General features: G+C 59.6%; 23 protein-coding genes. 5 read left to right on the forward strand and 18 right to left on the reverse strand.

Annotated features, from left to right (window positions below; translation table 11 throughout):
* Positions 1-14 precede the first annotated feature (14 nt).
* The 6 genes from P0D89_RS20790 to P0D89_RS20815 all read right to left on the reverse strand — a co-directional run bounded on the left by P0D89_RS20790 (position 15) and on the right by P0D89_RS20815 (position 2,654).
* Positions 15-479 (reverse strand): hypothetical protein, encoded by a 465-nt coding sequence (locus tag P0D89_RS20790; RefSeq protein ID WP_408377076.1) that lies wholly within the window; start codon positions 477-479, stop codon positions 15-17.
* Entirely contained in the window at positions 476-868 is a 393-nt protein-coding gene (locus tag P0D89_RS20795; protein WP_201087005.1) for a hypothetical protein, read from the reverse strand. Before P0D89_RS20795 ends, P0D89_RS20790 begins: the two co-directional genes overlap by 4 nt.
* A 108-nt stretch (positions 869-976) precedes the next feature.
* Entirely contained in the window at positions 977-1,279 is a 303-nt protein-coding gene (locus P0D89_RS20800) for a hypothetical protein (protein WP_408377077.1), read from the reverse strand.
* Between the two features lie 52 nt (positions 1,280-1,331).
* Positions 1,332-1,793, reverse strand: a complete 462-nt coding sequence (locus P0D89_RS20805; protein WP_408377080.1) for an outer membrane lipoprotein — start codon at positions 1,791-1,793, stop codon at positions 1,332-1,334.
* A gap of 76 nt (positions 1,794-1,869) precedes the next feature.
* Entirely contained in the window at positions 1,870-2,211 is a 342-nt protein-coding gene (locus tag P0D89_RS20810; RefSeq protein WP_408377082.1) for a hypothetical protein, read from the reverse strand.
* A gap of 158 nt (positions 2,212-2,369) precedes the next feature.
* The gene (locus tag P0D89_RS20815) at positions 2,370-2,654 is read right to left on the reverse strand and encodes a hypothetical protein (RefSeq protein WP_408377084.1); all 285 of its coding nucleotides are present in this window, start codon (positions 2,652-2,654) and stop codon (positions 2,370-2,372) included.
* Between the two features lie 462 nt (positions 2,655-3,116).
* On the opposite strand from P0D89_RS20815, the gene P0D89_RS20820 reads away from it, so the two are divergent.
* Positions 3,117-4,316, forward strand: coding sequence for a phosphoadenosine phosphosulfate reductase domain-containing protein (locus P0D89_RS20820; RefSeq protein ID WP_408377085.1), 1,200 nt, complete (start codon positions 3,117-3,119; stop codon positions 4,314-4,316).
* A 62-nt stretch (positions 4,317-4,378) separates the two neighbouring features.
* The gene (locus tag P0D89_RS20825) at positions 4,379-4,780 is read left to right on the forward strand and encodes a hypothetical protein (protein WP_408377087.1); all 402 of its coding nucleotides are present in this window, start codon (positions 4,379-4,381) and stop codon (positions 4,778-4,780) included.
* Between the two features lie 61 nt (positions 4,781-4,841).
* Here the strand turns inward: P0D89_RS20825 and P0D89_RS20830 are convergent, their stop codons facing one another.
* The 12 genes from P0D89_RS20830 to P0D89_RS20885 form a co-directional block, all read right to left on the reverse strand.
* Positions 4,842-5,930 (reverse strand): hypothetical protein, encoded by a 1,089-nt coding sequence (locus tag P0D89_RS20830; protein WP_408377089.1) that lies wholly within the window; start codon positions 5,928-5,930, stop codon positions 4,842-4,844.
* Positions 5,931-6,031: 101 nt separating this feature from the next.
* Positions 6,032-6,514: a hypothetical protein gene (locus P0D89_RS20835; protein ID WP_408377091.1), complete on the reverse strand. Its 483-nt coding sequence runs from the start codon at positions 6,512-6,514 to the stop codon at positions 6,032-6,034.
* Positions 6,515-6,613: 99 nt separating this feature from the next.
* Positions 6,614-7,432, reverse strand: coding sequence for a PRTRC system ThiF family protein (locus P0D89_RS20840; RefSeq protein WP_408377093.1), 819 nt, complete (start codon positions 7,430-7,432; stop codon positions 6,614-6,616).
* Positions 7,429-8,064, reverse strand: a complete 636-nt coding sequence (locus tag P0D89_RS20845; RefSeq protein ID WP_408377095.1) for a PRTRC system protein A — start codon at positions 8,062-8,064, stop codon at positions 7,429-7,431. Before P0D89_RS20845 ends, P0D89_RS20840 begins: the two co-directional genes overlap by 4 nt.
* On the reverse strand, positions 8,061-8,789 hold the full coding sequence (locus P0D89_RS20850) for a PRTRC system protein B (protein WP_408377097.1): 729 nt from the start codon (positions 8,787-8,789) through the stop codon (positions 8,061-8,063). Before P0D89_RS20850 ends, P0D89_RS20845 begins: the two co-directional genes overlap by 4 nt.
* Before the next feature lie 11 nt (positions 8,790-8,800).
* On the reverse strand, positions 8,801-9,940 hold the full coding sequence (locus P0D89_RS20855; protein ID WP_408377099.1) for a PRTRC system protein F: 1,140 nt from the start codon (positions 9,938-9,940) through the stop codon (positions 8,801-8,803).
* A 96-nt stretch (positions 9,941-10,036) separates the two neighbouring features.
* Positions 10,037-10,255, reverse strand: coding sequence for a PRTRC system protein C (locus P0D89_RS20860; protein ID WP_007582507.1), 219 nt, complete (start codon positions 10,253-10,255; stop codon positions 10,037-10,039).
* Positions 10,256-10,266: 11 nt separating this feature from the next.
* Entirely contained in the window at positions 10,267-10,758 is a 492-nt protein-coding gene (locus tag P0D89_RS20865) for a PRTRC system protein E (protein WP_408377100.1), read from the reverse strand.
* Positions 10,759-10,852: 94 nt separating this feature from the next.
* Positions 10,853-12,517, reverse strand: a complete 1,665-nt coding sequence (locus P0D89_RS20870) for a PRTRC system ParB family protein (protein WP_408377102.1) — start codon at positions 12,515-12,517, stop codon at positions 10,853-10,855.
* A 256-nt stretch (positions 12,518-12,773) separates the two neighbouring features.
* Positions 12,774-13,022, reverse strand: a complete 249-nt coding sequence (locus tag P0D89_RS20875; RefSeq protein WP_408377104.1) for a hypothetical protein — start codon at positions 13,020-13,022, stop codon at positions 12,774-12,776.
* A complete protein-coding gene (locus tag P0D89_RS20880) occupies positions 13,019-16,138 on the reverse strand; it encodes an SNF2-related protein (RefSeq protein WP_408377106.1) in 3,120 nt (1,039 codons plus the stop codon). The genes P0D89_RS20875 and P0D89_RS20880 overlap by 4 nt, the downstream gene beginning before the upstream one ends.
* Positions 16,139-16,450: 312 nt before the next feature.
* Positions 16,451-17,245 carry a hypothetical protein gene (locus P0D89_RS20885; protein ID WP_408377108.1) on the reverse strand — a complete coding sequence of 265 codons (795 nt, stop codon included), beginning with the start codon at positions 17,243-17,245 and terminating at the stop codon, positions 16,451-16,453.
* A gap of 311 nt (positions 17,246-17,556) precedes the next feature.
* On the opposite strand from P0D89_RS20885, the gene P0D89_RS20890 reads away from it, so the two are divergent.
* From P0D89_RS20890 to P0D89_RS20900, 3 genes are read left to right on the forward strand one after another with little or no spacing between them, the layout of a single operon-like run.
* Positions 17,557-18,246: a hypothetical protein gene (locus tag P0D89_RS20890; RefSeq protein WP_408377110.1), complete on the forward strand. Its 690-nt coding sequence runs from the start codon at positions 17,557-17,559 to the stop codon at positions 18,244-18,246.
* Between the two features lie 6 nt (positions 18,247-18,252).
* The gene (locus P0D89_RS20895; RefSeq protein WP_408377112.1) at positions 18,253-18,531 is read left to right on the forward strand and encodes a hypothetical protein; all 279 of its coding nucleotides are present in this window, start codon (positions 18,253-18,255) and stop codon (positions 18,529-18,531) included.
* A 26-nt stretch (positions 18,532-18,557) separates the two neighbouring features.
* Positions 18,558-19,769, forward strand: a complete 1,212-nt coding sequence (locus tag P0D89_RS20900; RefSeq protein WP_408377114.1) for a DUF1173 family protein — start codon at positions 18,558-18,560, stop codon at positions 19,767-19,769.
* The last annotated feature ends 129 nt before the right edge of the window (positions 19,770-19,898 follow it).

A 19,898-nucleotide genomic window follows, 5' to 3' on the forward strand; every position in this document is an offset into this window, starting at 1 on the left:
TACTTGCAGTCATTTCAATCTCCTTTCATAGCCAGAAATCCAACGTACCACAATATTACTCCAACTACGACGAGGCTTACGGCCTCCGCTATTGTCGGTAAATCGGGAGTTGAGGCCGCATGCACGAAACCGACGAATCCGGCGAGTGATGCGGCCGACAGCGTATGCAGATACCGGGCATTCTGCTGTCGCTGATCCTTCGATGGATAAGTAATGGAATTCATCACACGACGGAAACCCGCTTGCGGCTGGGTCGGCAGGTCCACACCGTACGAGCCGTCGGCAAGCACCCGGACTGGCAGAACGAATCCGTCGAAATAGAGCCCGAAAGCCGGTGAACATTCCGACTCATCCATCGTCTTCAACAACGCCTGGAGGCGCGGGGGCAACGTCACCTTCCCCGTTTCCGGGTCGAGTGTCACCCGCTCTGTGATCGTTGTGCCGCCGGTGTACTCGACCTTTACTTTCGCGAGTTTCATCGGCGGTCTCCCGAACTGGTGTCAATGCCACCAGCCAGACGCAGTCCTTCGAGGAACGACTGATAACCGTGCACCGATTCGATCTGCTCGATCGGCACGTAGTTCTCGCCACCACCAGTCAGGTCCGAACGGCCGCGGCGCGTACGGAAGCTCAACGCGACGCGCTTTTGGCACGGACGGTCCAGCACATCGACAAACAGGGTCTCCGTGCGAAGCGAAACGCGGCCAGGGATGTTGCGCCGGGCCGGTTGCAGAACGATTTCATGCGAGCGCAGACGGAGATCGTGTGCAACGCGTCGTAGTACTCGCGTTGCCTGCTGATGAAGCGCGGCAGTAGCGCCGGCGCCTGCGGACGAGCGGTCCGCATAGAACAACTTGGGTAGTTTCATGGTTGTGTCTCAGAAGGCGAGACAGCCCCCTTGCGGGGGCTGCCCCGCAAGGGAAAACGCGCCGGGTTGCGACGCGATATAAATGGGTTCGACCGTTCCGTCGTTCCGCTAACTTAACTTGCTGGCGAAGCGCGCTGTATAGCCGCAGATCGCCGCCTTGAAACGCGCGAATCTCGCATCGCCATCACCATCACCCTCACTCACACGTCCTACTTCTGCGAAGAAAAGCGGGCGTGTGCCAGTCGGATCGAATTCCGGGTGCTCGACGATTGCAACAAACTCGTCGATGTTCCCAGCCTGTGCAGCAACTTCCACGGAACGCATCCCGTAACCGTTCCTTGCATTGACAGAGTTGGCTGCCGGATTCCAGCCCGAAGTCTGGCCTCGAGCGATCAGTTCATAGGTCTTCATAAAAGCTCCTGGGAAGTTTTCGAGAAAAGGATCGAGACAGCTACAACGACGGTCAGTGAGTAATCCGGTAGCCGGAGCCGCTGGAGACGAGATAGACACGTTCGCCCGGGGCGAACTGCTGGTCGTCAACCTGCGACACGACAACGGTTGTCCCGTTGGCTCGACGCAGGAAGACTTCGACGCCGCTGTGGCGGGACATCGCAACGCTCACGTGTTGCGAGATGAAGCCAGCTGCGGCACCGGAAAGCGCGCCAGAGATATACCGGCCTTTGCCGTTGCCTATGACCTGCGAGCCGAGAAAAGCGCTTGCCGCTGCGCTCACGATCGACGTCAGGCCCGACGAATCGGAACTGGCTTCGATGGTGATCGGACGGACGCGAATGATCGTCGCCTCTTCCATCTGGCCAATGTGTTGCACGTCGTAACGCTGGTACGTATTCGGAGACCCGAAATCCGCACTGGCGCAAGCGGTCAGAAGCGAAAGAAGGACGACGCTGATAATGAGCTTGAACATGATTGCCTCAACGAAAAAAGTGGCAACCGTCCCGTCAGGGAGGTCGCCCTGACGGGAAAGAAGAAACGCTTTTGGTTCAGTGAACAGCAGCGAGGCGAAGGCGCGGGTTCACGCTTCGATCGCGCTTGGCAAACCAGCGCGCCGCGCTGAGAAGCGCGATTGAGGTCGGCGCGAGGACGAAGACAAACCAGAAGCCGACACCCTGCAGGAATGCGCTGTGGGCATAGCCGTGTCCGGTGACGGACTCGAACAGGAGCGCAGCGAAAGACAGCTGGTGCGAAGCGACGTGAGCCAGATAGGCATCGAGAGCCACCGGGCCGGACGCACGCAGCAGATCGAGTTGGTACTGCGCTTCGAATGCGCAGCCAAAAATGACCAGTGCGCAACCAGTTAAAGCGATAACGGCGGCAACGATCAAGACGGACTTAAACGAAACGGTATCGGCTGCGTTATTTCGATTCGACATGGGACAGCTCCTTGGAAAGCGGGAGCCGGTCCCCATTGGGATTGGCTCCCAACGAGAGTGAATGAGTTGCGTCAGGTGAGTTACACCTGACGCGTAGAACAGACGTCTGCTTACGACGAAACGCGAGTGAGGTAATGCAGATCGACGCGACCGCTCTTGACGAGCTCGCGCTCGGCGTCGAACGGCAGATCGAAGTCAAACTTCACAGTCGCCGATCCGTCTTCCCAGACATACAGGATGGTGCCGTTGAACGTCCCGATGGGCAAAGTTGCAACAGCTTGCGCGACAACACGTTGATTCTCGCGAAAGCCCCACTTTTCCGAGACCTTGAGAGGACCGGCGGAAATTGCCAAAGCCTTGACCAGGTTCGGGGAGAAAGTGATTTGCTGCAGCATGGTGCGGCTCCTAAAAAATAGGGAGCCGATCCCGTTGGGATGGCTCCCAACGGGTAGAAGACGGGGCCAAAGCCTCGTCGTGGACGACCGGCATCGCCGGTTAAAAGTAAGCGCACTCTGGCAAGCCAGAGTGTTCAGTCGATGCGCAGAGCGCAGGGAATGGAGCGAGTTTAGCGGCGCTCTATGACTACCCCCGCCGCGAATCATCCAGATTTCGACCTGGCTTTTGTTTAACGCTGTTTTCTAGCGGACGAAAAAAAGCCAGCTCGAAGCTGGCTGAATAAAGTTCGTCTTTCCGGGGTGGTCTTTACGAACCTGAGAGAGACTCCATTCTATCGGCGCGTCGCCGCACTGATTCTCCGAAAAGAGGACCTTTTCGGGGCTTATTGCTGTCACAACGGACAGCCTTGACTTTGCGCTGTAGCTGCGAAGATGAATCATCCAAGTTCACTTCGACCAGCCATGTCCCTCCAGATCATCGACCTCTCGACGCTGCGCCAGCGCATCGAACACAACGTTACGAACGTCCCCCGCTTCGTGTCCAGCACCCCGGAAGTCGATGCGCTTCTCGATGGCGATGCAGTCGTGGCAATCGGTGTCAGCGGAGGCAAGGACAGCGTCGCCTGCGCACTCGCTGTCGCACGTCACCTCGATCTGATCGGTCACACCGGCCCGCGTGTTCTGGTTCATGCGGACCTGGGCCGTGTCGAATGGAAAGACAGTGCGCCCGCATGCGAACGCCTCGCCGCGCATCTCGGCTGGGAGCTTCTGACGGTACGCCGGAAGGCGGGCGACATGCTCGCCCGCTGGCAGAAACGCTGGGAAAACAACGTGACGCGCTACAGAGAACTGTCGTGCGTGCGGCTGATTCTGCCGTGGAGCACGCCGTCCATGCGCTTCTGCACGTCCGAACTGAAAACGGCGGTCATCACGAGCGCGCTGAAGAAACGCTATCCCGAGCACGACATCGTCAATGTCACCGGCGTGCGCCGGCAGGAGAGTTCAGCGCGCAGCAAGATGCCCGTCGCGGCTCCCCTGGCGGCACTCACCCGTCGCAACAATCGTGGGGTGACGTGGAACGCGATCATCGAGTGGCCCGTGGAAGATGTTTTCGCGGAGATCGCGGCCGCCGGACTGGCGCTGCATGAGGCCTACACCAGATACGGTGCTTCGCGCGTCTCGTGCGCATTCTGCATCATGAGTTCGCTCGACGACCTTCGCGCAGCCGCTGGTTGCGCCGACAACCACGACCTGTACCGGGAAATGGTCGCGTTGGAAGCCGCTTCGACCTTTGCGTTCCAGGGACAACGCTGGCTCGCAGACGTTTCGCCCGACCTCCTTTCTTCTTCGTTGAAAGCAGACGTTGCGCGCGCCAAAGCCGCGGCGATCAAGCGTCAGGCGATCGAGGCGGAAATCCCGGCTCATCTGCTGTTCACGGCTGGCTGGCCGACTGTGCGTCCGACTCTTGACGAAGCAGCGCTCATCGCCAGCGTGCGATCGCGCGTCGCGGCGCTGGTGAGCATCGATGCCGACCACACAACGCCCAGTTCTGTGCTGCAGCGCTACGACGATCTTCTCGCGGCGCGTCCAGATGCTGGCGCGACGACGGACGCCATTGCTTCCGTCTCACTCGCACAACATCAGGCCGAATTCGCTTTCTGAACCTACGAGCGGCGCTGGCCGCTTTCATCCCAACCCTTCCTAACCCTTAGAGGCATTGCTTTATGAATAATCGTAACGATGGAACCGCAGTCGTCATTGGTATTGTCGTTGTGGCGGCTCTCGCCGGTCTGCTGGCGCTCTCGCGGGCTATCGGAGCCAGCTTCTCATCGGTATGCACGGCTGCCGTACCGATTGTTCTAAGCGCCGCAATTGCGTTTGCCGCGTGGCGATTTCTCGACGACTTCGGCTTGCCATTGCTTGCAGGCTTCTGTGCGCTCGCGTGGCCAGCTCTCTGGCCGGTTCTTGATAGTATCGCCAACGGTGGACGGGATACTGAGCTTTACTTTCATCCAATGGGTGACCCGCTAATCAATAGTGCATGGGTGAAATGGGGTGTAGAAGTCATCCTTGTCGCGCTGATCGGGCTTGCCCTCTATGCGCACCGGCGCCGCCGCTACTGGTAAGTGCGTACCATCCAGAAAAAAAAGCGCCGCCCCTTTCGGGTGCGGCGCTGTTCGACATAAATCAAATCAGTTCGAGAACAAGTTGCGTCAGGTCGATGTCCGCCCCGGGTTGAACAGCATCAACTGCGTTCCGCTGATCAGGTACAGACCACGTCACTTGCTGGCTGCGCAATGCGCATAGCCGGTACCGCAGCATGTCACGTGGATCGGCAGGAATGTCACCGTACCGGAAACTGAACTGCGCTGGCGCACGCCCTTCTTCGTCCGCCAACCCCAAGTCAGAGGCCAGATTGTCCGCTAAACGCCCGCAGCGCTCTTCGAGCCCTTCCGGCAATCGGACAACCTCGATAACGGTCTCCGCAGGCAAAGCCTTTGCGCCGCTGAGCGCGTCCCGAAGCACAGGTATCGCACGTTTTGCGAACCCTGGCGCGACCATCTCCAGTGGGTACGCAACGTCGGTGATGAACCTGCCCACTGCCTCATACTGCCAGCCAGCCTGATCCCACGGTCGCCCATCAAGCGACACGAGCCGGTTTTCATCGCCAATCGCGTAACACTGGACCTCTGGCATCCGGTCGATCGAGGACGCAGATGCCGCTGGCAGCTTCAGGTCCTCATCGACCATGAGACTGGAGCAGGCATGCACGTCGAGCACCCGCCAGAGGCCAAGCGGTCCCTTCTCGCCATAGATGGCGTCAAGAAGAGCAGTATCGGCTTTTAGTGAAACTTCCGCCTTGCCGCTCGCGATCTCGTCGATGCGATCGCCGAACCCGCCCGCAGCCAGACTCTCTCGAACAGCCTCGAGCGAGCTTTCCGGAATCGGCGCACGAAACGACGTCGACACCTCAAGACGGATCTTGCTGTCTGGAAGCCGGAGAGGCTTGGCTAAGACCGATCGCCAGGTGGCAATGTAGTTCTCCGGCTTGATGCAGTCTGCACGGCTTTGCAGCATGCCGCCCTCACAGGACGATGCGTGCCGGAATACTCTCCGCATCACATCGGCATACCGCCCGAACGCGATCGGCGACCACTTGTCGTCGTGGGGATAGCAGTTTTTCTCGTATGTCCGCTCGAACAGCGCAAACATCCATTCACCATCCGCCGTCTGAAATGCCGCGGCCCGCTTGCCCGTCAAAACAGTTGAACCCATTTGAAGCTCCGATATCTGAACGCGGAGCAGCCCCCAACGGGCTGCGAACCCGCTGAAGGAAAAGAAAAGCCGCCCACGAAGAGCGGCGGCCATCAAAACAACTATCGAGCAGGCATGTCAGCGAACATCACCAGCGCATGCACGAACGACACGATGAGATAAATCCAAAGCAGGAAAAGCACCCCGAACTCAAAACCCGTGACGCCGAAACCGGCGCAGGCTCCGAAGAGAACAACAGCGAGGGAGGCGACCTTTGAGAGGGCACGCTCCGCCATCCAAGACCGCAAGCCGCGCGCTACCCATTCCCAGGCCGACCCGGCTTTGCGTTCGACCAGAGTCCGGGCAACGAGCAAAAAGAAGATGGCAGCCAGCGCAACAAGCAGCCCCCAGCCGACTTTCGGCGCCGACATCTCATACGAGACGAGGCGCTCATTCGCCTTATCGCCCAGCAAACTGCCCGCTGCGAGCAAGTGCTGTCCTGCGAACACAACGGCGAACGACAAGATAGCGTTAAGGCGTTTGCTCCAGAAGAGGATTGCCATGGTTTGGAACGACTTCAGTTGAATCAGTAAATCATTTTTCATTGGGAGACCCCGTAATGAGTGGAAAGTGGTGCTCCCGGGGGAGCACCTTGTATAGCGCCAAACCCAGGCGCATGACCCCCGAAGGCGTCACACATCAGGTTAGCTATCGCGTTTAGCCTTTCGGGCCTTACGCGGTTTCTTTTCCGGCGGCTTCGGCGCTTCGTAACCGAAGCGAGCCCAGGCCGTCGGGTCAATGGGAATCGGGTTCGTTCTCCCCGTTGCGAGGTTTACGAACACGCCCGAGAAGTTGAGGCCGCCATTGCGAAACAGTGACCACAACAGGTTGAACGCCTGCACCGATATCGCCTGGTTGATGACGAGCGACTGCTTGCGCAGCGCGTCCGCCATCGAACACGACGGCGTATCGTCGTCCTTGTCATTCTTCGGGTTCAGCAGGTCGGGAAACAGGTCGCCCACATGCGGCAGCCTGTCATGCCTGGCCTTGCCAAACTCACCAAGAATCACCTGACCACGATCCGTCTCGTTGCCGCAGTCGAGGTAGTACCGGCACTTGCCACGCTTTGCTGCCTGCGCGATAGCATGTCTGGCGCGCCGGGAATCGACGCAACCAATCACGATGTCCGCGTAGAGGTTCAGCGTCGAATCGACGCGCCGCGGCTCGGCTTGCCAGTTCGTTCCCATCAGCAGGTTCAGGCGATTCACCAGCAACGTCGCCTTGTACTGGCCGACGTCGTTTGGATAAAAGCCCTGCCTGCCGACGTTGAACTCGCTGACCGTGTCGTCGTCGTACACCACGCATTCGATTCCGCCCGGGTGACCAAGCTCGACCATCGCGTGATGCAGACGCGCAAGCGACGGTAGCAATGCGCTACCGGTGCCGCCGGCGCCGACGACCACCACCTTCCACGGCCCACTCAGCATGTGCGCAGGCGTCTTATGCAAAAGCTGTCCGTTCATACGACCTCCGCGGACAGCGCTGCAAGCCAGCGCGCAGGTATCTCGCGCTGGACCTCGAACCGCCCTTTTGCACACAACCGCAGCGCCACAGACGGAGTCTGGTGGCAGTGACCGAGCACCAGAGCGAGCTTCACATCGTGCTGATCGTCGCGATCATCGGTCGAAGAGAAAAACGCCTTGCCACGACCGTGCGAGTGACAGTCAACTACGAGCCACTCATCGGCTTCCAGTTGCGGACGCTCGTAACGAAGATGGCCCGGGCCGTGCGACAACGATGGAAGCGGCAACAGGCGGAATGCGCCAGTTGATGCATTCCATGTAATCCACGCGCCCACTTCGTTGGGCAGAGCCGCACGCGCCATGCGTGCGAACCCGGCTACCAGATCCGCAGGCACAGAACCACACCGCACTTCCGTTTCTTCGGCTGCCTGCCCATACGGCACCGGCGTGCGCCAGGCGTAGGAACCGAGCAGCCGGACGAGACGGATCCACGGCCGGTTGATTTCGAGGAAAACACCATTGGATGCAACCAGCAACCGTTCACCGGCTGTGGACATCGACGCGACCGGCTCACGTGTAGGCACCGGGAGGGAAGGAAACGAAGTCTGGAGAACGTGGTCGACGGGGTTCATTGCTTCCCCCCGCTTTTCCCGGCCACCAGCTTCCCCGCCGTTACCCCTTTCATCGGCACCAGCACATCGAGCGGAAAAGCCTCGAACTTGCCATCGAGCATGTCTTTCCAGAACGCGTAAAAGCCGTTCTCGTACTCGACACGCTTGCTACCGTGATTAGGGTGCGTGAAAGCGGAAGTGAAAAAACCTTCTTCCCATCCCGCGATCGCCGACACTTCAATGCGTCGCGGGACGTTGGCGGAGCCGATGCATATCTTTCCTTTGTCCCACGTGTTGAAGTAGGGAGGCTCGAAAAGAGGCGTCGACGCGTCCGGTCTGCCGTCGCCCTTAAGTGCAAATACGCGGAAGCCATCCGCACCGGCCTGAAACACTAGACCCGGATGCGGCACGATCGCGCTTCGCTCGCCGAGCTCGCTGCATCTGAAAAAGACACGGCGCGCCGACGGCGGGCACCACCACGTAACCGCAGCAGATGTCACCCCCAGCACAGTCGCCGGGAGAAAATCCGCTTTAGGCGCCGCATTGCGGTCAAGTTGCATCAACGCATCGATGAGCGTGCGACGATCCAGCGGTCGGCCTGCACCGATGATGGGGCGGCCCGTCTTGTGTTCAGCAGTAACGGGATGCACGGTCGCATAATGCGAGCCGTTCTCAGCCTTATATAGCAGCAGGGCAGACGACAGCGCCACATCGTGACCGGTCTGGCCAATCGAAACATTTTTCATAAAAGCTCCTGTTAAGGGCTCACCACCAGCACCAGAAGGCGATCGAGGTGGTGAAGCATGCGCAAGCCAAGGCTCCACTCCGTGTACTGCTCGCGGATGCCCTGTCGTGTATTGGAAAAAGTAATGAACCGGCTGTACTCCGACGCTTCGCCTCCCTGGTACTCGCCTTCCATGAAGTCGTCGAGCAGTTCACTCGTCCTCTCGTTGTGCTCGAGGACCAGCGTGCAGCCGGAGTAAAGCGGATTGGCGTCGTAGCCAGCGTTAAACAGTTCTCGCTTCCCGGCGCGCCGCAGCAAACGATGCAGCGCGATGAGTTCCGTGCAGACATTCGCGACCAGTCCTGCAGAATTGCGCTGCAACTGACCGAGTTCGGCTTCGGAAAGAACCGACGAGCGGGCCTTGCGTCCAGGCACCTTCGCCGGAATGCGTAGTTCGTCAGGGCAGACAACTGGCCTGAGAACCGATGGCAGATATCGTTGGACCATCTCCTCGTCCTCGTACATCTCCATCAACCATTCGTGGGCGTCCTCGTCGGACGCACCCTCGTCACCTGCCCAGTGACGGCAAGCCGCCTCACAAAGGAACCATCCGGGTGTACGCACCAGCACCGTCTTGCCCGACACCCGATCCATCAGAGCGAACAGCGTGTAGAGCAGCAACGGATGGGCGTCCCTGAGAGGCTGGGCAAGCACACCAACTTCGTGCACCCACTCGTTTTCAAGCTTTACGCCCAGATGCAGTGGCGTCTGAGGCTTGAAGTCCTCCCGGTCGTACTGGTGGCTCGCGACATCATTTACAGCGTTCGTATCGCACAGCTCCAGCCCGAACGAAAGCAGCCGCAATGGCACCCGCAACTCCCGTGCAGCCCACGCGAAGAAAGCCTGTTGGAATGCGTCGACTGAACTGCGCGGGTCATCTACATCGGCCGCGCGCAGCGGACCGTGTCGGAACTGCTCAAGAACAATCGCATCTAGTGACGTGTCTTCACGCCACTTGAGCACAGCCGCCGCGGATATATCTGCGGCGAACTCCGGCAACGTCAGAACACAATCGGCAGATCGATGTCGGGCAGCGGCAGAGCCTGGCGGTTGCCAGGACGTACCGGCATCCGCATCGACCGATCGATCAATGAATGAAGGATCGAACAGCATTGGCGAACCTCGTCGTCATATAAAAAAACCGCCCTCTCAGGCGGTTCCTGGTTGAACCCGTTGACCGGGTCGGCAAGAGCCTTCAGAAGCGTCTGCTTACGCATACGCACCCTTGGCACCCGCCGCGCGGACAAACTTGTAGGTTGCGACATCGCCCGAAATGTCGGGCCCGTCGACGGACGCAGTCGTCAGCTCGGGATACTGCGCCGAGTAGAGATCGCGAACGTCTTCGGGCGAGAACGCCGGGCCAGGGTCGAGAAACGCGACGCCGTTGTAAGTGAACTGGCGGATAAGGGTGGTGATGGAAATCGACATGGCTCACCTCCTTAATCGAAAAGGGACGTGAGGTCGGTGCCGTTCGAAGCAGGCGCGGCAGCCGGCGCCGAGGCGCCTTCCGCTGCACCATCCGTCGAGGCTTCCGATTCCGGGGACGACGAATCGTCATTCTCGTCATCGTCGGGATCCTCAGAACCGGCTGAAGACTTTCCGGGGGTTGGTGACGATGCTCTGCCACCCTTGCCCGACAGCGCCTTGGTCGCTTTCGTGACCTGCGCTTTCTGGGCCTCACCAATGATTGCCGTCGTTGCCGCCACCTGTTCGGCCAGCGACGCATGAGCGCCGGTGTACATGGTCAGATGTTCGGCAAAGCCAGCGTCGAGATCCGCAGCGCTCGCCGTCATGACCAGTGGCTGACGCAGAGCAGTGTCTTTCGCCTCGCCTTCCGGCATGACGAAAACCACCATCTGATCGCCCTTCATCTTGATTGCCAACTTAAGCGTGTTGCACGACTTCAACAGCGGTTCGAGTTCAACGAACATAAAAACTCCAGAAAAGAAAAAGGACCGCCCGAAGGCAGTCCAGATAAAAGAAGAAGCGGACAAAGCCGCTTCAGTCGATGCGCACGATGCGCGGTTAGAACTTCAGAACCTTGGGAATCTTGCCGGTGTAGTCGAAGCCCTTCACGGCAAGCAGCGCGTCGATGACTTCCGCCTTCGATTTGCTGAACACCTTCTTGAAGTCGTCGCCAAGTGCGGCGCGGATGCCCAGTTCGTCGGCCACCACCATCATTTCCGACTTCGTGATCAGTTCCAGAAACTCCTTGCAGAGCTTCCAGTGCCGATTGAGGTCGAGACGATGGTGACGGCATAGGCTGGTCAACTGATGGACATCCAGACCCTGAATCGCGGATACGGCGATGCCCGTGAGGCCATTAGCAATCTTGTCGTCATCCGCGCTTCCGACCACTTCCGCTGTCTTTGAGACATCGGTCGTAGTGATCTTTTCGTCGGTCAGCTTTTCCCAGATGCCCTTGAGCGTGGAGTCGTCCACACAGCGCGAATGACCGGCGAGTGCGATCGCCAGCAGGTATCGCTGCGCAAGCGCCGGATCAGAGCCGACCTCGCGACGCAGTGCTTTACGCCACAACGCCACGCGGTATGCCTTCATCCGGTCCGACTCAGCCACCACCGTCGCCGGCGGGTTGCTTGTCGTCGACGGCGCCGTGGCTCCCGCCTTGGCGGGTGCTTTCGCTGCCGTGCCCGACTTTGCTTCCGTCTTCGGCGCCGCTGCGGCTTTCTCGGCCTGAAGGCGCTTTGCGACCATCTTCATGTTGCAGACGGTATCGAAGCACTGACCCTTGTAGACCTTGCCAATCGAATCGGGCAGCCCGCTCACCGCCGCGCCGTAGTTCTGGCACGCATGGCAAGCCTTAGCCTGTTCTTCGCCTACACCCTTCAGCCCCTCGACCGCGAGCTGAATACGTGTGTGGTTGTCACCGGCACGCACAATGCGCACGGCCGGATAATCGTCCCGAAGGTTCGATGCGACCGACTCAAGCTGCTTTTCGGTCTTCTCGTTGTAACAGGTGCGGTTCGTACAGCTTCCGGTGCCGATGGATTCGCCGAACATCTCGCCCTGTGTGGACGAGTTGTGCGGACAGCCGGCACAGTCGGTCTTGTCGAAGATGGCAGCCGACAACGAACAGGAAACCTGCTCGATCGTCTTTTTCACTTCGGCGACCGGCTTGCCCTCCTTGATGATGACGGGCAACAGCTTGTCCTGTGTCTCCTTGGGAAGAGCGGCCAGCAATTCAGCGTGGCCCAGGAGAATCTGCCGCGTGCTGAGCGCTTCCAGCACGCTCTGGCTGCAGTTCATCAGCGCAAGACGCTTGTCGAGCGTGGCGCGCGACCAGCCGAAGATCCGTGCCACCTCGTCGCGATCGCCCTTGCACAGCCCGACCTGCTCGGCTGCTGCAATCGCTTCTTCGGCGGGCGACATGTCCGCGCGCTGGATGTTTTCGATGATGGCGAGCTGTTTGGCCTCGACCTCATCGATCTCCTTCACGACGACGGGTATCTCGTAATTCTCGCCGTGCGCCGTCATGGCCGCTCTGTAACGACGGCCGCCAGCAACGAGGGCGAAACCACCGTCGTCGAGCGTACGGACGATCACAGGCTGGATGACACCCTTTTCGCGGACCGACGCCGTCAGTTCTTCCATCTCCGCCGGATCGAAATACGTGCGGGGATTGGTCGTGACGGTGATCTGCTTGAGGGCAAGAGTAGGTTGTTGTTGCATTGCGGGTCTCCAGAGAGGGAACCCGTCCCATCGGGAGTGGTTCCCGAAGGGTTGAACAACATGGACCGGTTGGAACCGGTTAAGTCGATGCGTCAGGGACGCGGGTGATGACGCAACAATACCGCTGTGTTTATGCCGCCCGGTTCACAAAGCTCGCGTAAACGCCGTGCCTTTTGCACCGACGAAAAAAAACCCGGCGCGAAGCCGGGTTTGTTCAAAAGTCAGGTGCGCGCGTCCGGGGATGGACGGCTACCGCTCAATGCGAAACAACAGGTTCCTGCGCTTTAAGCGGACGCGAAAGCAGAGTCGTTACCGCCCCTGAAAGCGCCCACTCGCCGAACTGTTGTTCGTGGCTCGAATGCACGAGTCGATCGAGGCACAGCACCTCAACACCCTCTGCTTCGACAGTGCCGAGAATGTTAGCCATCACCGCACGGTTCGATCCTTCCCGCTTGACCGTCACCACGCCATCGCCCACGAGAACTGAAACGTTCGTTTCCTTCACGCTGCCTCCTTCAAAAGTTTGCGCATGTCGCTGCCCGTTCGGTCAGAGAGCAATGCGAGATCATGAACAAAACGATCCAGCAACGAATCCATGTGCAGGAAAGTTTCGTCCTCAAGCTCCGGTGTTGCCCAGTCCAGCCCAGCCTGTGTCGCATCACGCTTATGCGCAACCATCTGGTCCTGATACTCGTCGATACTGCCCGGGAGATGGAAGTACAGCACCTTCAAGGTCCCCTTCCTGTTCCAGCGCAGCGCGCGCCGCATCGCCTGATACTCGATGCGCCACGTCCACGACCGGTCATAGAAGAGGATGTAGTCAGCGTTCGGCAAATTGTAGCCCGCGCGCCCCGACGCCTTTGTCGCCATCAGCCCAGTCGCCAGCCCCGTAAGAAACCGCTTGTCCTTGTCGGACACGCGGCGCTTGATCGGGATCTCGCCGTGAAACGGCACAGACTGCACGCTGTGAGACGCGAGCTCGCCCGCCAGGAGATCCAGCACGCCAGGGTTCTCCGCGAAGACGATCGCCTGCTTTCCTTCAGCGGCGATTTCCCGCATGCGCGAAATGACTGCGCGCTGCTTGCTCGTCAGCCCGCCGATGCGTTCGACACCTTCCATCCCGTACTGCGGATAGTTGGCGCCAAAATGCACCGCGCGGATTCGTGCAAGGATCGTCACGAGATTGCATGCTTTCCGGTCATCGCGGGAAGAGCGATACCAGTCTGCGAACTCGTCTGCCGCGCGCAGGTACGTGGCCAGATGCCCACGATCCCAGTCCACGGTTTCGACCTCAAACTCTGGCGGATCGATCCGGATGTACTTCGCTACCTCTGGCTCAGCTACGAGTCGACGCTTGATATGCGGCGCAAGCATCGCGCGGTAACCGTGCAGGTTGCCGATTTTTGGCACCTCGCGTTTCGCCCCTTCCTGCAGGCTTTCCGCAAACTGCCACGTCACCCACTCCAGCACGACGAAGTCATCACGGAACCGGTCAACACCGCGCATCGCATACTCGACGGTGTTGATCCAGTTCTCCTCCAGATAGCCGCGCCGGTACCCGTACGGCTGGGCCGCCGTTCCATCACCACCAGAAAACGCGATGAGCCCGAAAGCGTCGCGCGGATAGTTTGGAATCGGGCTGCCGGTAAGCACATAACGGCGTCGAGCGGAAAGCTGCCAAAGCGCGCGACTCTGATCGCTTGTCGGATTAGCGAGTCGCTCGCCTTCATCGGCTACCAGCAGGCCGATGCGCCGCCGCAGACGATGGGCATACGTGACGCGTGTCGATAAAGCCTTGTCGACAGGCATCCGCAACCGCTCGTACGAGATCAGGTTGATCCGTCGCAGATCATCAAGATCCGATGCGCAGCCGATGATTTTCACGTCGTCGGCATTGATCGGCAGGGTCGCAATCTCCGTCATCATCTCGTCGATCAGACGCGACTCAACAACGATGAGCCCGTGCGTGACCTGTGAGAGGAGAATAAGCGCGATCGCGAGACGCGATTTGCCGCACCCCTGTTCCCAGGCAATCACGCAGCCCGACGGTTTCAGCAGCGTCTCGACCAGATCTTCTGTCTGGAACTCCCAGTCCAGCCATCGATCGATACCCATCGCCTTGACCATCGCGTGCAGCGCTGCGGCCTGCGCCGGGAACCGCACCGCCAGCCCTTCATGCACGACTTCCCATCCTTCCGCGACGTTATCGACCGCAAACCGGGCGTTCAATTCGTCAACAGAGAGGTGGTATGTCGTGCCGTTTAGCACATAGCGATATCGGCCGTCATCCTCACGCACGAAGCTGACGGAATCCCCCGCCTTGACGAGTGGACTCGCCCAGCGCGTCGCATCGACCTTGTGAGTCTCTCGCGCCGTGCCGCTAACGGTTTCCGATGATCCGGCGCCCGTCGTCCACGCTATGTGCCGCAAGGGCGTAGCCTGCCGCGCGCTTCGTCTCGCGCGACGCTCGAAGTGCTTCAGAAACCCCGGTCCGAACCGCGGCTCGCCGCCAACACTCCGGATACGGTCAAGCAGCTTGGCGAGCGCAGCGCGCGGATCGTCCTGCATCAGGTATGTTTCCAGATCAAGCAGACCCTGACCGGCGTAACGAAAGTTGCGCGGCAACCGGTGACCGTCGCGCGAGTAGATGCGCTCAACGTAGACGCTGTTGAGCACCATCGCTTCGTTGAAGCCGCAGGCAAACCTGAGACGGATGCGACGGCCATCGTGTGAGATCACAACCGATCTGTCACCTGTGACCGGCCGCGTGATAGCTGGAACGCTGTCATCGAGCTTCTGGAAACGCAGACGAGGCTGACCAAAACTGCGATCCTCGAAATGCAGCTTGAGGTTCGGCGCGGGCGCGCCAAGGTCATCCACGACGGCCCGGACAAAGTCTGACGGTCGATCCCGGTATCGGTCAAAAACCACCACCGCCGTTCGCACGTTCGCGCCTTCGGATCTGAATGCATCCGCGGGCAGTTCAAACAGACCTGCGGCGCGTCTGCGCAACCCGTCGCCCTGCTCGCCCGCGATCATCGCTTCAGCCGTTGTGATCGGCAGCAACGCAATCACGATGTTGGCGGCGTCGAGCGCCTGATGCACTGCATAGTCGTGACTGAGCGCACTGGTGTTGGCACCGTATCGGCCCCACGTCGTGCATTCAAGCGGCTTGAGATGCGGTGATTCCAGATGGATCGAAAACGGCGGGTTGATGATCGCGATATCGAAGTTCGTCGGGTGGATGTCCTCCATGCCGGCGCGCCTGAACTCACAATCGAAACCGGCTTGTTCAAACACCTTCTGGCATTGCGCGATCACGTCGGCGTGCACGTCGACGCCGTAGACAGCATGGCGCTCCGGATCGGCGAACTGTAGAAGCCGGCCCGATCCAACTGAGTTATCCAGCAAGCGAATTCGACGGTCCAGATTCCAACCACTAATGAAACTCCACATGAACGCGGCGATTGCATCGGGCGTGAAGAATTGCCCGAGATGCTGCCGACGCGCTGCGGCCAGTTCGCCCTGATGCGCGACAGGCGCAGCCAGTGAACCAAGACTGAGCACTGCGCGCAACGGCTCGTACCAGTCGCGCTCGAAAGAAAACAGATCTCTCTGCATGAATAGCATCCATAAAATGAAATGGCCCGCATAAGCGGGCCAATTAAAGAAGCCGTCGAACCAACCGACGACATGACTAAAGCTGATAGAACCTGCGTACGGCTCTGCGACGTTCAGCAAAGGGTCGCCCGCCCGTTACGTCCAGCGGTGCTTTCGCCACAATGTGACGCAAGGCAGCTGCTCGGAACATAGGCGAATAGCGATCCTGTGCCCGGACGATCGACACGAGGACATCCTTGGGAAGCGGGTATGTCTGAGCGACGAGCCGCGAAAACCGGGCGATGCGATCACGGAACATGGCCGGCTCCCGCGTCAATATCGGTCCCGCGTTGCGAGGTAGTCGGCGCCGAACTCACTGATGAACAGCGAGAGAGCATCGCCAACCTGATGGGAAAACTTGAATTGCCACTTCTCGTTGAACATCACAATGTCGAGGCCATTGAGCGATACCTTCTCGCGCGTCTCGAACTCGTAGTCCACGAGTCGTCCGTGCTTCAGCTCCGATGACAGCGCATCAAACCCAGCGTGCCCTGCGAAAGCGGCCAGACCACGCATGAGACCGGCGGCCGTTGACTGCGAGTGATACGTGGCCTTGCGCGCGCTCGACCGGTAGCAGGCTTCACTGTAGATACGAGCTTCCAGCACGATTGCGCTGGTCGTCCGCTTGATCTCCGAATTCGAGCGTATGCCGAATCCGTCGATCACCAGCTTCGCGGCCTGAACCAGACCGATCCGCTTGCCAGCGTCGCCGCTGAACGTACGTTCGAGGTGAGCCCAGAACGCATCGAAGTCTGGGCACTTGCCAGCCCTGAGTGCCCCATCGATATCGACCGATGCGTTCGCGAGTTCCTTGTTGTCGTCGATTTCCAGTCGGCCGCCTGCGGGTGAGAAGCGACGTATCGCTTCCGTGACCAGCACGTGAGACAGGCGACGACAAAAGTCGGAAAGCTCGCGATCGGTACGGTAATCGGCTCTGGTCTCGACAGCACGGTAGCAATGCCGCTCGTCGCTCGGGAACAAAGCTGTTTCCGCCGCACCGACTTCGAGATAGGCGGCCGCAGCCTTCAACTGTGCATCCTTGAACTGCTGAACGAGTGCTGTATACATGGTGTATCCCTATGAATAAACGACGGGAACACCTCGCCAGAGCGGGAGTGGTCCCGTCTGGGTTGAAGAACGTGCCGTGAGGTACGGACGTTGTGTTGATTGCGCCAAAGCGCGGTCAGTCGATGCGCGTGTGCGCGTGTGATGCGTGAACGATACTGGCTTCGCGCCGGATCTCCAGCCTTGAATGGCGTCGTTTTCGACATGCCTCTTAGCCGTGTACTGCGTTTGTTATCCACAGTTTCTGTTGAGAAACCTGTGGATAAGGCGCTCACGCAAGTGCATCCGATGTCCCCATCTAGGGTGCCTAGGCATTGATGAACGAGCCGAGTTCTTATTACACGTTAGAGCCACTTTCGAAGAATGATCGCGGTTTTACTACGTCTTTCTGGGCACTGCATTACGACGCGCTTTCAATTTCAAGACATAGGAGAGCAGTACAGGGAGATAAGGTGCGGAATTTCCTACGTCTTTACGCGGCCGTGCGTCTGATCGTCGCGGGAAAATATGCGCAATGCCCGCGCAAGCGGCACCGGAACCCGCAAACAATGAAACTCAATCACCGCGCCACGCTTTCCATCCTTGCCCTCGCCGTTGCCTCATCGGTGTGCTCGATCGGACTCGCAGGCCTGCAGTTGAAGCCGCAACGCGCGGCTGCTGATGTCGTCATCAACACCGCAATCGTCGCCGAACTCAACGGCGTCCATGACTCGCTTAACGACATCCCGCCTTCGATGCGAAACGGGGTTCTCGCCCGTCACGGTGTCAGTTCAGAGCAGGCACTGGACGACTCGCTAGAGGCGCAGCGTTCGCATCTTGCGCAGGCCGAACAGGCACGCGCGCAGGAACTCCAGGGCAGCGACAAGCGCTCGACTCTCCTGCTCGTGCTATCGCTATTCAACGCGTGCGCGACCGTACTGAGCGCGATCTCGCTCTACGAAGCCTACCGGGCGATCCGTGGGCGCGCCCCACTACTGGCCGATACCCAGCGACAACCAGTCTGAGCAACCATGACCACGATTCTTGTCGAATTCTTCGACCACACCCTCGACCCCAGAGGCACGCGCGCGGGAGCGAAACCGGCGATGGGGATGCCCGATAGCTGGCTCGATGCCCTGATCGGTGACGGCCAGGTTGAGCGCCGCGACTATGTTGCGCCCGGCGTCCTGAAAAGCGTCACGGCACGATTCCCGACGCGCGAACACCGCGACCAGTTCACTTCCGCCGTGCGACAAGTCAGCAAGCTGATGGGCACGCGCGCTGTCGTACACGGCGACCGGGTCTGGTAACAGACCATGCCAGCAACGGAACAGACATGGTACTCATTGCGTTCGACGGGATTAGCGTTCTTCTTGAAGAGGTACAAGACAACCCGGCACGCTTCGCCACCCGGCTCGAGCGCGCAAAGAAGACACCGGGATTCGCAGTATGCTGCTGCCGGCCGTCGACCAGCGAAAAACCGCTGCGGCTTGTCGTGCGTCGTTATGGCGCGCTCTTTCATCTCGCCCGCTGGCCTGACGAAGGCTATCTTCACGACCGCAGCACCTGCGCGTTCTTTGCCGAAAAAGGGCCTCTCGAAGAATCGCCTGGACGGGCACACGACGCTATCCGAAATACGCCCGCAGGCCTGAACGCCAAACTCGATGTCTCGCTATCGGTACGCACGGTCGCAGCGGTGACCCGTAGCGCCGGCACCGAACCGACGCGGTCGAATTCGCGTCGTTCGGCGCCACTGCTTGGCTTCCTCCAGCGAATCTGGATGGACTCGGGCTTGAACCAATGGTCGGGCGGCCCGCAACGAAACTGGGGTACGTGCAACGCACAGATACTGGCGCTGCTCGGCGAAGGCAAGATGAACGGCAAGCCGATCCAGGATGTTCTGCACGTAATGCGCCGCTACGAAGAAGCTGCGCAGGCCACGCTGAAAGCGGAGTTCGATGGTTTTCTGAGCCGCATCCAGACGACAAAGACAAGCACCGAGCGCGGCGTCGTCATCGCTGAGATCAGATCCGTTGAAACGTCGAAATACGGATTTGTCGTGAAGCTCCGCCAGACGCGCGAGACGTTCTATGCATCGAAGCAATTGATCGAAAAAGCCGCCGCCTCATTCCGGCATGCGTGGCCGATGATAGGCAATCGCGACGCCCGGATCGTCTCCGTGCTGGTCCTTGAACGAACGAAGGATGGAAACCTTCGCGTGATTGATCTTGCACTGCAGCTATGCAACAGTTCGTTCATCCCATGCGACTCCAGCTACGAAGTCGCGATGGCCAACCGCCTTGTGGAAGAGCGTCGGCGCTTCGTCAAACCAATGCGCCTGACCGATGGCGACGTCATGCTGCCGGACTTCCGGTTGATCGACACGGCGCCGGCGACAGCGATCGAGGTATATGGCATGGAATCAAACGATGCCTACCTTGCCCGAAAGGCAACGAAGCAGACACTCTATGCGCAACGCGGTGAACCGTGCATCGAATGGGTGCCGCCCGTTCCGCTCTCCAGCGTAGCGCTGCCTTCGGCGACTTGACATCGCATCGGTGCGGGATACGTTTGTGGCACCGCAAGCACTTACCCAAGGACCGACGCAAGTGAAATCCGACTCCTTTTTTCTGCAGCGTTCGATCCCGTGTGACGCCGACTGGCACGTAAGCTATCC

Source organism: Paraburkholderia sp. RL18-085-BIA-A (assembly GCF_046027075.1).
GTDB lineage: Bacteria > Pseudomonadota > Gammaproteobacteria > Burkholderiales > Burkholderiaceae > Paraburkholderia.

Coding starts and splice junctions, on each gene's coding strand:
- P0D89_RS20790 (WP_408377076.1), bottom strand. CDS start 479: ATGAAACTCGCGAAAGTAAAGGTCGAGTACACCGGCGGCACAACGATC.
- P0D89_RS20795 (WP_201087005.1), bottom strand. CDS start 868: ATGAAACTACCCAAGTTGTTCTATGCGGACCGCTCGTCCGCAGGCGCC.
- P0D89_RS20800 (WP_408377077.1), bottom strand. CDS start 1,279: ATGAAGACCTATGAACTGATCGCTCGAGGCCAGACTTCGGGCTGGAAT.
- P0D89_RS20805 (WP_408377080.1), bottom strand. CDS start 1,793: ATGTTCAAGCTCATTATCAGCGTCGTCCTTCTTTCGCTTCTGACCGCT.
- P0D89_RS20815 (WP_408377084.1), bottom strand. CDS start 2,654: ATGCTGCAGCAAATCACTTTCTCCCCGAACCTGGTCAAGGCTTTGGCA.
- P0D89_RS20820 (WP_408377085.1), top strand. CDS start 3,117: ATGTCCCTCCAGATCATCGACCTCTCGACGCTGCGCCAGCGCATCGAA.
- P0D89_RS20825 (WP_408377087.1), top strand. CDS start 4,379: ATGAATAATCGTAACGATGGAACCGCAGTCGTCATTGGTATTGTCGTT.
- P0D89_RS20830 (WP_408377089.1), bottom strand. CDS start 5,930: ATGGGTTCAACTGTTTTGACGGGCAAGCGGGCCGCGGCATTTCAGACG.
- P0D89_RS20835 (WP_408377091.1), bottom strand. CDS start 6,514: ATGAAAAATGATTTACTGATTCAACTGAAGTCGTTCCAAACCATGGCA.
- P0D89_RS20840 (WP_408377093.1), bottom strand. CDS start 7,432: ATGAACGGACAGCTTTTGCATAAGACGCCTGCGCACATGCTGAGTGGG.
- P0D89_RS20845 (WP_408377095.1), bottom strand. CDS start 8,064: ATGAACCCCGTCGACCACGTTCTCCAGACTTCGTTTCCTTCCCTCCCG.
- P0D89_RS20850 (WP_408377097.1), bottom strand. CDS start 8,789: ATGAAAAATGTTTCGATTGGCCAGACCGGTCACGATGTGGCGCTGTCG.
- P0D89_RS20855 (WP_408377099.1), bottom strand. CDS start 9,940: ATGCTGTTCGATCCTTCATTCATTGATCGATCGGTCGATGCGGATGCC.
- P0D89_RS20860 (WP_007582507.1), bottom strand. CDS start 10,255: ATGTCGATTTCCATCACCACCCTTATCCGCCAGTTCACTTACAACGGC.
- P0D89_RS20865 (WP_408377100.1), bottom strand. CDS start 10,758: ATGTTCGTTGAACTCGAACCGCTGTTGAAGTCGTGCAACACGCTTAAG.
- P0D89_RS20870 (WP_408377102.1), bottom strand. CDS start 12,517: ATGCAACAACAACCTACTCTTGCCCTCAAGCAGATCACCGTCACGACC.
- P0D89_RS20880 (WP_408377106.1), bottom strand. CDS start 16,138: ATGCAGAGAGATCTGTTTTCTTTCGAGCGCGACTGGTACGAGCCGTTG.
- P0D89_RS20885 (WP_408377108.1), bottom strand. CDS start 17,245: ATGTATACAGCACTCGTTCAGCAGTTCAAGGATGCACAGTTGAAGGCT.
- P0D89_RS20895 (WP_408377112.1), top strand. CDS start 18,253: ATGACCACGATTCTTGTCGAATTCTTCGACCACACCCTCGACCCCAGA.
- P0D89_RS20900 (WP_408377114.1), top strand. CDS start 18,558: ATGGTACTCATTGCGTTCGACGGGATTAGCGTTCTTCTTGAAGAGGTA.